Origin of the sequence: Roseobacter sp. N2S, from assembly GCF_031454055.1 — a bacterium.
Taxonomy (GTDB): domain Bacteria; phylum Pseudomonadota; class Alphaproteobacteria; order Rhodobacterales; family Rhodobacteraceae; genus Amylibacter.
This window is the reverse complement of the sequence record NZ_JAVDQB010000015.1, coordinates 81,983-92,262: the sequence shown is the minus strand read 5'-3', so window position 1 is coordinate 92,262 and position 10,280 is coordinate 81,983. Positions and strand designations below refer to the sequence as shown.

The 10,280-nt window shown below is 56.7% G+C and carries 8 protein-coding genes; 4 read left to right on the top strand and 4 right to left on the bottom strand.

All coding sequences use genetic code 11. From position 1 onward, the window contains the following. On the bottom strand, positions 1–767 hold a 767-nt coding region (locus GGE09_RS21970), incomplete at its 3' end, for an elongation factor Tu (RefSeq protein WP_309748276.1). 318 nt (positions 768–1,085) lie between these two features. On the opposite strand from GGE09_RS21970, the gene GGE09_RS21965 reads away from it, so the two are divergent. From GGE09_RS21965 to GGE09_RS21955, 3 genes are all read left to right on the top strand, one after another. Beyond that, positions 1,086–2,450: a cytochrome P450 gene (locus GGE09_RS21965; RefSeq protein ID WP_309748275.1), complete on the top strand. Its 1,365-nt coding sequence runs from the start codon at positions 1,086–1,088 to the stop codon at positions 2,448–2,450. 217 nt (positions 2,451–2,667) lie between these two features. Further along, positions 2,668–4,647 (top strand): bifunctional 2',3'-cyclic-nucleotide 2'-phosphodiesterase/3'-nucleotidase, encoded by a 1,980-nt coding sequence (locus GGE09_RS21960; protein WP_309748274.1) that lies wholly within the window; start codon positions 2,668–2,670, stop codon positions 4,645–4,647. A 124-nt stretch (positions 4,648–4,771) separates the two neighbouring features. After that, positions 4,772–5,956 carry a YHYH protein gene (locus GGE09_RS21955; protein WP_309748273.1) on the top strand — a complete coding sequence of 395 codons (1,185 nt, stop codon included), beginning with the start codon at positions 4,772–4,774 and terminating at the stop codon, positions 5,954–5,956. Between the two features lie 3 nt (positions 5,957–5,959). Here the strand turns inward: GGE09_RS21955 and GGE09_RS21950 are convergent, their stop codons facing one another. After that, positions 5,960–6,742: a 2OG-Fe(II) oxygenase gene (locus tag GGE09_RS21950; protein WP_309748272.1), complete on the bottom strand. Its 783-nt coding sequence runs from the start codon at positions 6,740–6,742 to the stop codon at positions 5,960–5,962. An 82-nt stretch (positions 6,743–6,824) separates the two neighbouring features. Here GGE09_RS21950 and GGE09_RS21945 point away from each other — a divergent pair, with 82 nt between their 5' ends. Beyond that, complete coding sequence (locus GGE09_RS21945) at positions 6,825–7,682, top strand: LysR family transcriptional regulator (protein ID WP_309748271.1); 858 nt, start codon at positions 6,825–6,827, stop codon at positions 7,680–7,682. Here GGE09_RS21945 and GGE09_RS21940 read toward each other — a convergent pair. Together GGE09_RS21940 and GGE09_RS21935 are read right to left on the bottom strand one after the other, a co-directional pair. Continuing rightward, the gene (locus GGE09_RS21940) at positions 7,679–8,794 is read right to left on the bottom strand and encodes a M48 family metallopeptidase (RefSeq protein WP_309748270.1); all 1,116 of its coding nucleotides are present in this window, start codon (positions 8,792–8,794) and stop codon (positions 7,679–7,681) included. The genes GGE09_RS21945 and GGE09_RS21940 overlap by 4 nt on opposite strands. Positions 8,795–8,821: 27 nt before the next feature. Beyond that, entirely contained in the window at positions 8,822–10,114 is a 1,293-nt protein-coding gene (locus GGE09_RS21935; protein ID WP_309748269.1) for a DUF898 family protein, read from the bottom strand. Positions 10,115–10,280: the final 166 nt, after the last annotated feature.

Below are 10,280 nucleotides of genomic sequence, written 5' to 3'. Positions count from 1 at the left end.
CCCGTACAAGTGGTTGTTGCTGTGTCACGGATCCCAACGATTTCGATGCTGTCGCCAACATTGATCACGCCGCGTTCAATACGACCGGTTACAACTGTACCACGACCGGAAATCGAGAACACATCCTCGATCGGCATCAGGAAAGGCTCGTCAACAGCACGTGGTGGCTGTGGGATGTATTCGTCAACAGCAGCCATCAGTTTGTCGATGGAGTCTTTGCCGATTGCATCGTCACGGTCTTCCAGAGCAGCCAAAGCGGAGCCTGCGATGATAGGAATATCGTCGCCCGGGTAGCCGTATTCGTTCAACAGCTCACGGATTTCCATTTCAACCAGTTCCAGCAGCTCTTCGTCGTCTACCTGGTCAACTTTGTTCATGTACACAACCATGGACGGGATACCAACCTGGCGGCCCAGCAGGATGTGCTCACGTGTTTGGGGCATAGGACCATCGGCTGCGTTCACAACCAGGATCGCGCCGTCCATTTGCGCCGCACCGGTGATCATGTTTTTCACATAGTCAGCGTGGCCCGGGCAATCAACGTGTGCATAGTGACGGTTTGCTGTTTCATACTCAACGTGCGCAGTCGAAATCGTGATACCGCGTGCTTTTTCTTCTGGCGCGCCGTCAATTTCGTCATAGGCTTTGAAGTTGTCCGAAAACTGCTTCGTGATCGCAGCGGTCAGCGTCGTTTTGCCGTGGTCAACGTGGCCGATTGTACCGATGTTACAATGCGGCTTATTGCGTTCAAATTTCTCTTTTGCCATGATGGCCTCCGTCTTCATACGGCACCGAAAGTGCCTTTTGTGATAGGCCTTATCACAAGACCCCCAGAGATGCGAGAGCACCCCTATTTCAATTGGGTGTCAGGTAATTGGCCTGAGAGCAAAAATCAACCGTCAAAATTGCGAAAACGTACACCAAACTGTGTCTATTGCAGGGAAAAGACACCGCTTGGCTGGCAGCAAGGTGGGTCGGAGGCGTTGAACCTGCATCGGGGGCGGTTGTGCGACGATGGGGCGACTGGCAAGACGGGCGAAATGCGCTATAGTTGGCCTATCGGAACCACGTATAAAGGCCCCCCTATGCCCGACGGAACCCGCCCTGCTGCCACGCCACCAAAGGTTGATCTGGTCCGCCAGCCCATGGGTATTCTGGAAACCCTGCGCAAGGCCCGTAACAATTTGATAGAGATCATCCCCGAGGCCGCCACAAAACAGCCGATCATCAGCGGCAAGACGGGGATTATTCGCTGGCATATGGTGATGGACCCCGACGCAAACCGGCGGATTTTGAAAGAAAAGCTGGATATCTATCCCAAATCCGACGTGACCAAGAATATCCTGCGCCCCGGTATCGGCGACAGCTTGTTCATCGCCGAAGGGGCCCATTGGCGCTGGCAGCGCCGCGCCGCGGCCCCGGTATTTTCCCACCGCAATATCGCGGGCCTTGCCCCGATCATGTCTGCCAGCGCGCAGGCGGTCTGTGATCGCCTTGCGGCCTGCGACGGGCAAGCGGATGTGTTTGACCAGATGGTCCGCGCCACATTCGAGGTCATCTCGGACGTGACCTTTTCAGGATCAGGCGCCATGGACAGCAGCGCCGTGCATAAAGCCATCGATGCCTATATCGACCAAACCGCCCGTGTATCGCTGTTTGATATTCTGGGCGTGCCCACTTGGGTACCGCGCTGGTCGCGGGTGTTCGGGACCAACTCGCTTGGCAATATGAAAGCCGTGGCCGATCAAAGCATCAAGGCGCGCCGCGACAGTGGGCCGAAACCCGTTCCCGACCTACTTGATTTGTTGATGGACGGGGCCGATCCCGAAACCGGCCGCCAGATGAACAGCGCCGAGCTGCGGGACAATCTGCTGACCTTTATCGTGGCGGGGCATGAAACCACCGCGCTCACCCTTGGCTGGGCGCTGTACCTGTGTGCTTTTGACCAAATCGTTCAGGAAAAACTGCGCGCCGAGGTTCAATCCGTGTTGCAAGGCAGGGTCGCCACCGCACAAGATGTGCCCAACCTGCCCTATTGCGAACAGGTGATCAAAGAGACCCTGCGCCTCTACCCGCCTGCCGCCTTTCTGTCGCGCACAGCCCAAGCCGCAGACACCTTATGCGGGCGCGAAATCCGCCGCAAAGACACTGTAATGCTGCCGGTCTATGCCCTGCATCGCAATGAATTACTGTGGGAAGACCCCAACGCCTTTCGCCCCGAACGGTTCGGGCCAGAGGCGCGGTATGACCGGTTCAGCTGGCTGCCCTTTGGCGATGGCCCGCGCGTCTGTATCGGCAGCCATTTCGCCATGGTCGAAGCCACAATCATCCTGTCCACGCTGATTTCGCGGTTTGCATTTGAACGGATTGAAGGGCGCGATCCAAAACCCGTGCTGGTGCTGACCCTGCGCCCCGAAGGTGGTGTGCCACTGAAAGTCACCCCGCTTTAAGCCCAGATTTTTTGAAACAGGCTTACGCGGGAAATTCTTGTCGAGTCGCATAAAGCGGCCTAGGCTGGATCAATCCGCGGTGCTGCGGCCTGTCACACGTTTTCTGCCACCCTTTGAATCACTGGCTTCATAGAAGTGTCACACGCCCGTGTTACGCGCTCGGCGGTTCTGGCCGTCTGCTGGTCAGGGCAAACCACATATCAACCGGAGAACAGCCATGTCCACTGCACGCAACACCCTTAATCGTCGTCACTTTCTCGGGGCGGGCGCGGCCACGACGGCTTTGCTGGCACTGCACCCCTATTCCGTTTCTGCCGCCGCCAATCAGGCCCATCTACGGATTATGGAAACCACCGATTTGCACGTGCATGTCTTCCCCTATGACTATTACGCCGACCGCCCGTCTGATAGTGTCGGGCTGGCGCGCACGGCCAGCCATATAAACGCGATCCGCGCGGAATCCACCAATGCGATGCTGGTAGACAATGGCGACTTTTTGCAAGGCAATCCGCTAGGGGATTACATCGCCTATGAGCGGGGTATGAAAGAGGGTGATATGCACCCCGTCATCACCGCGATGAACACGCTCGGCTACGAAGCATCAACCCTTGGCAATCATGAATTCAACTACGGGCTGGATTTCCTGATGAAATCGCTGGCGGGGGCGAATTTCCCTGTGGTCAGCGCCAATGTGGTGAAAGAAATGGGTGCCAATCCCCGCGCGGATACGGGGTTGCTGAAGCCTTACGTGATTCTGGACAAGGAAATCACCGACGGGTCAGGCGCAAAACACAGCATCAAAGTCGGGCTGATCGGCTTTGTGCCGCCGCAAATCATGAACTGGGATCGCCGCCATCTGGAAGGTAAGGTCCAGACCCGCGACATCCTTGAAACCGCCCGCGCTTGGGTGCCCGAAATGAAAGAAAAAGGCGCAGATATTATTATCGCTCTGTCCCATTCGGGCATCGGGTCAGCCAAAGAAACCGACGGGATGGAAAACGCATCCGTGCCGCTGGCCACTGTAGACGGGATCGACGCGCTGATGACAGGGCACAGCCATCTGGTCTTCCCGTCCGAAAAATACGCCGATTTCGCAGGGGTGGACGCAGCACAAGGCACCATCCACGGCAAACCTGCCACAATGGGCGGGTTCTGGGGGTCACACCTAGGGGTGATCGACCTGATGCTGGAAAAATCCGGCAATGAATGGCAGGTTGTCACATCCAGCACCGAAACCCGCGCCATTTCCGAACGGGACGAGAACCGCAAAACCATACCACTGGTCGAAAGCGTGGCAGCGGTCGAAGCCAGCATCCAGCCCGAACATGACGACACTTTGGCCTATGTGCGCCGCTCGGTCGGGAAAACCGATGCGCCGCTGCATTCCTATTTTGCACTGGTGGCCGATGATCCATCCGTTCAAATCGTGTCTCAGGCGCAGACTTGGTATATCAGCGAAATGATGAAAGGCACCGAATGGGAAGCCCTGCCGATCCTATCAGCCGCCGCCCCGTTCAAGGCAGGCGGGCGCGGTGGGCCAGAATATTACACCGACGTTCCCAAAGGCGATGTTGCGATCAAAAACGTGTCAGATCTGTACCTGTACCCCAACACAGTGCGCGCAGTGAAAGTAACAGGCGCGCAGGTGAAAGGCTGGCTCGAACGCTCGGCTGGGATGTTCAATCAGGTTGAAGCGGGCAAAGCCGATCAACTGCTGTTGAACCCGTCTTTCCCGTCTTACAACTTTGATGTGATGGACGGGGTAACCTACAAAATCGACCTGTCCCAACCTGCAATGTTTGATGAAAAAGGCGAAATCGCGAACCCGGATGCCAACCGCATCGTAGACCTGATGTTCGACGGGAAACCCGTGAGCGACGACATGGAATTCATCGTCGCTACAAACAACTACCGCGCCAGTGGCGGCGGGGCGTTTCCGGGGGCCAAAGGCGACACCATCGTATTTGAAGGCCCCGACACCAACCGCGATGTGATCGTGCGCTATATCGTTGAAAAGGGCACAATCAACCCCAGCGCCGATGGCAACTGGGGCTTTAAGCCGCTAGAAAACACCAGCGTTTTGTTTGACACAGGCCCCAAAGCCAAAGACCGGATCAGCGATGTCAAAGGTGTCGATCTGGAACAGGCGGGCGAGGGACCGGACGGCTTTGCCCGCTATCGCATCACGCTTGATTAAATCTGCGCATCGGGGCGGGTGGAACCACCTGCCCCTGAATTTATTTGCCAAAGCCGCGACGGAATTTTCTTTGCGCTGCGTACAACCCTCGCATTCCGAATTTTTCAAACCTAGGCAGTAGCACATGCGACGACCCAAATTCCTTTTCCCCATAGCCGTGGCGACCCTACTCGCCGCGCCAACCCTTAGCTTCGCCCATGAGGGCAGCCCCGAAACCGATCTGTTCGACAAAAACGCACTCTCGCAACCTGTAGAATTCGTGGAATGCACCCTAGAGAACGGTGACACAGCACAATGCGCCCGAACCACCACCCGATATAAACCTGCCAATCTGGATATCGGACCGTTTTGCCCCGCGACCCTAGAGGACGCAGGCGGCATCTGGGAATGGGATGGCGAAGTTGCCGGTTTATACCGTGTGGACGGCGATTTTCTAAAGATGTTGGCGGGTCTCGGGTATAAAATGTACGATGATGACGGAACCGTTTTCACATCGGATATTTCCAAGGCGGAGCCCACCCAAGACCACACCTGCATCAGTGTTTCGCCCGATGAATCCGTAGTGATCACCACCCTGATCCCCGTCAGCCCCGTTATGGCCGACACCCCAACATCACTGGGCGTCGTTGGCAAAGTCGGCATGGCCCTGAACGGCGTACCGATCTTTTCTGACGCGCCGTCTGTGCTGCACACAGGCCATATGCCCGCCCTTGACACCTGCGGCGGGCATATCGATCCGGGGGGCTGGTATCACTGGCACGCCACATCGACCGACATCCAAACCGCCTTTAAAACCGAAGACGTAGACGCCGTATGCGCCCTTCCCCAAGACGCCGGCGCACAATTCGGTTTTGCCTTTGACGGCTTCCCGATCTACGGCAGTCTGGACAGCGACCACCAACCCCCCACCAATCTGGACGCCTGCAACGGACACATCGGTATGACCAAAGATTTCGACGCGCCAATTTATCATTACCACGCCTCAACAGATTTTCCGAACCTGCCCCCTTGTCTGGTCGGCGTGCAGGCGCAGGATAATTTTGCCACAACCGCGCAGGTTGGTATTGGCGCCCATCCCCCAGAGGGCACGGATATTACCCGCAACGATCCTCCCGGTGGCGGTGGACCCCGCGGGATGCCTCCGGGGTTTGACAGCGCCGCCGAGACATTGGGCGTTACAGGCGAAAAGCTGATGCAGGTTCTTCAAGCCAACGGTGGGCCACGTCTGGATTTCGCCAAAGCTGCCACTGATCTGGGGGTGACCGAACAGGCCCTGCGGGATGCCCTGCCACCACCCCCAAACAGATAGCTGTTAAGCCCGCCCGTAAAACCCGACCCGTTCTTCTTCGGAAAACATCACACCAGCGGTTTCATAATAGGAAAACACCGCAATCACACGGGCGGTTTCCCCTGCAACAGGGGTGATCCGATGGGCGGTGTTCTTACCAGCAAAGACGTTCAGCGTGCCGGGTGAAATGCCGATCACTTTGGTTGGAATTTCACCGCGCAACATCGCCGCCACGCCGTCATAATTCGGGTCATCGGCACTGCGTAAATCAGAACAATATTCAAACGCGCCGCCCCGTTCAGGGGCTTGTAACAGCAGTGTTGTGGTAAATTCAGAACGATCAAAATGCCAGTTCAACGCCTGCCCCTGCCCGTAGGACATCACATTCACCCGCGCCAAAGGATCGGCCATTGTGTGCAACTGGTTTCTGCCCATGGTCGCGGCCAAAAACTCTGCAAACGGCGGCCATTCGTATAATTTCATCAGCGCATTTTGCCCCAGTTGATCCGCGCATAACGTGCGGTTTGCGGTTTCGTTCTGGCGCAGGGCGGGATGATCCTCGGGCAGTTCGGGGATCGACTTGCGAAAGTAGATGTTATGCATCCGCGCATGTTCAAAACTGTCTTTTTCAAAGCTCGGGGTCAGGGTTTCAGCCACTTCGGCGGCCACATCGGGGCGCATCAAACCTTCAAGGTTAAACATCCCTTCAGAAGCCAGATCGGCGCGGCATTTTGCGACCAAAGCATCCCAAGCGGGCGTGTTCGGTTGGTCGAGCGGAAAGCGGGTCAAATCGAGTATATGTTTCATAAGCCAAGTATTGCGCCCGAAGCCATTGCCTTTCCAGATGGAAAAGTTTTACGCTGCACAAGATTTTCTTTCGGAGCCTGCCGTGAAACTGCCCCCGCTAAACGCCTTGCGTGTATTTGAAACCGCTGCGCGAAAGGGCAGCTTCGTCGCAGCAGGGGATGAACTCGGCGTGACATCGGCAGCGGTCAGCCTACAGGTGCGTAGCTTGGAAAACTGGCTGGGCCGCGCCTTGTTCTTTCGCCGCAACAACCAGATCAGACTGACCGACGCGGGCGAGGATTTATACCGCAACGCGGCTCAATCCCTTGCTGAAATCGCCGCCTTCACTCAATCCGTACAAAACGCCACGGCGACCCGCGCCCTTGTGGTCAGCGCCGTGCCATCTTTGGCCGAACGTTGGTTAATCCCTGCGCTGGCAACAATCAACGCGGGCTTTCCGATCAAGGTTCTGTCCACCGACGACCCCGTCGATCTGGAACGCGCGGGCGTGGACATCCACATCAGCTATGGCGGCAGGCAATACCCCGACCACATCAAAACCGCACTGTTCACCGATGCCGTCCAACCCATGGCAGCGCCCCAGATCGCCGCCAATCTGACCAATGCGGCACGGATCGAAATTGACTGGGGCCGCAATTTTACCAGCGCCCCAAGATGGAGCGACTGGTACACCCTGACGCAAACCGCGCCACCCGCAACCCCGCCAAACTGGATCGCCACCAGCACAGGTATGGCCTTAACCTTGGCCGAACAAGGCGCTGGGATAGTTCTGGGTCAGGTAGCACTTGCGCATCAGGCCTTGGCACAGGGAAAACTTGTGGCACTTGATCCCCGCAACATGCCATTGCCCGCTGCGTATTTTGCCATCACGGGACACCACCAAAGCCGCAACAGCAAGGTGCAAACCCTGCTGCGTCATTTGAAATCCGCAGCGCCTTAGTCGCAGATTTTGCGTAGATCAGCCCATTCGGCGGCATTCAGCACAGGCGTATAAGGCCCCTCCCCGATCACATCTGCCGCACGCGCTGCCTCGGCGCGGCCTTGCAGATTGGGGTGGCTGGCCAGATGAGACATAAACCCTTCGGAATCCCCGTGTTTTTCCCGCAATGTAACGAAAAACTGCGCGAAAGAATTGGCGGGCAGACCGGTCGTTGCCAACAGATCATGGGCAAACACATCCGCATCGGCTTCGGCCTCTTGGGAATATTTCGCAGAAATTAGCTGCTCGGTCAGCACCAGCGCCAGTGCGCCGCCTGCAAAATCACCAAACACCATCCCCAAAATCCCCACCGATCCCGCAGAGCGCAGCATCAGGCGCGTCGGGTCACGGTGCACCACATGGCCCACTTCATGACCCAGAACGCCCGCCACTTCTTCGGGGGTGCGGGCGGCATCAATCAGCCCTTTGAACAGCACCACCTGCCCGCCGGGAACCGCAAACGCATTGATCATTTTATGGTTAAAAACGTTAACCTTCAGATCATAAGGGATCGCCGTATCGCCCACCATCCGTTCCGTCATTTTTTCCAGCGCCTTTAGGCCCGCAGGGTTCGAGCAGGTCATTTCAGCCAGATCGCCGCCCAGAAAACTGCTGATCTGGCCCAGCGCCGTGCGTCCCAAAGCCTGTTCCCTTTCCACCGGAATCATCGTGGCAAGCTGGTTGGCCAATGCTGGCAGGATCACCACCATAATCAACACAACCGAGGCCACAGCCCCCCCGACCCACAGCACCAACTGCCTGATCTTGGAGCGCGACACCCTGACCTGCCCCAGATCAGGCGCGATAGCACGGATAGTATCTTCTGCCGCGCCGTGGGGCACGATCAAGCGCGCGATCCCGTCTTGGCCAAGGCGTAATACAATGCCTTCATCCCGCGCCTGTTCGGTTACCTCGCGCAGCTCTGCGATGGGCCAGATCACCTCGGCCCCTGTGTCGGGCTGGATCACCAAAACCGCAGTGCCGTGGCGGGTGTCTTTATACACCTGCACCCCGTGTTGGCGCGCAGAATTGCCGTCGAAATATTTGCCCGATACGGGTGCGCTTATGTCCACAGCATCATCCTTTTTAATGGCTGCCCTTTAAATGGCGGCGCCCACGTCCAGCGCATCGGCAAAGCCTTCGGCCTCAACCATTTCATCGCGCGAACGTTGTTCGATTTCATCCAAGGCAGCAGGGTTCACAATGCGGGTTTCCTGCACGTAATGCTCCAGCACGGGTTGTTTGATAAAGATCATGCCAAACACTCCGTACAGCACCAACATCAGGATATAACCCATGAAAATCATGAAAAAGCCGATGAACTCGGCCACGCCCAATTGATCGAAGCCTTTAAATTCGGCCATATCCTCAATCGCCAGCATTTGACTGGTGCCAAGAAGATTACTGGCAATGATGAAAAAGGCCGAAAACACCAGACCCGCACAGGTAGAGGCCAGCAAACCGCCCAAGATATAGGTCCAGAACACTTTGGCAGCACGAGGTTCGGTGGTGAAAAACACCTTCCCGCCCAATTGTTTTGCGCCGCCCAGAATGCGGAACGACACAACCGAATAATAAGCAAAGGCATAATAGAGCCAGATCGCCCCAAGGAACAGGAACACCAGCCAGATCAGTTGTTCGGTCATGGCCGCCACAAGGCTTGGCACAAGGATCAAGGCCGCTGCGATAAAATAGTGTTTCATCGCGGGATACAGGTCTTGCCAGCGGCCATTCTGGGTAAAGCGGGCCGTGCCGTACCATGTACGGTCGATCTTGTATTTTTCCAGCCAAAAGGTCTGGCGCGGCAGTAACAGGCCCAAAGACAGCACGGTTAGCAACCAATGCCCCATCGCCCGCCAGACATAGCCCCAGGCCGCAGGTTCCACTCCGAACCGCACGCCCCGCCAACGGGTGCGTGACAGAATATAACGCCGCGCACGGTATTGAGCGTAGAATATAAACGGCACCACAGCCACCAACGTCACCTGACTGGCGGCAATTTGTAACGCGGTATCCTGCCCGTTTTCAGACCCAGAAAACAGCGATAATCCCGCAAAGATCAAAACCAGTTGAAACAGGCCAAGGTAGATCGCCAGAAAAGCCACGGCGATCAAAAAACCCAGCAGTTTTTCCAACCCGTTGCCAGTATATTCTAATGGATCACCGCCCGGTGCCGTGGCCGACCAGAAATATTTACGCACCCGTGTTTTGGCCCAGAACCGATAAATCCCAAGGGTCACAAGCGTCAGCAAGGCGGTTTTCAACCCCAGTTTAAACAGCGGCCCTTGGGTGCCACGGTATTCGATGTCCATCGGCGGATCAGTAGGGGGCGTGCCATCACTGTCAGGCGCAGTCAGACGGGAATAGGGATCGTTGGACGCGGCACTGCTCATGTCTGTCTTTCAAATTCATTTCATTGGGGTGAATATTGCATGCTGTTTGGCGTGCTGCAAAGTGGGAATGCGGCGCGGGATCGGATCACAGCCACGCGCTGGCTTTTGGGTGACAGCCAGCCGTCACCCGCACATTTACCAAAGTCCCGCAGAGTTACCCGCAGAA